Below are 206 nucleotides of genomic sequence, written 5' to 3'. Positions count from 1 at the left end.
CCTATATTACACCAAACGAACATGAGTTATCTGCCCTCTACCCTAACCACTCTACAGAGGAAACCTTGCTGGCGAACGAAAATAAAATCATCGATACCCTTGGTAGCAAAGGCGTAGGTTATGCTGACGACGGTGAAATCCGCATCGAACCGGGCTTCAAGGTTGAATCCGTAGATACAACAGGCGCTGGCGAGACTTTTAACGGT

The 206-nt window shown here is 47.6% G+C and carries 1 protein-coding gene; it reads left to right on the top strand.

Features of this window, described 5'->3' with window-relative positions:
• Window positions 1–206: PfkB family carbohydrate kinase (locus NE668_RS10330; protein WP_256197047.1), on the top strand; the 206-nt coding region annotated here is incomplete at both ends.

It is taken from the genome of Veillonella parvula (genome assembly GCF_024461875.1).
GTDB classification, from domain to species: domain Bacteria; phylum Bacillota; class Negativicutes; order Veillonellales; family Veillonellaceae; genus Veillonella; species Veillonella parvula_I.
Note: the sequence above shows the minus strand (reverse complement) of the source record. Positions and strands in the feature narration are given on the sequence as shown.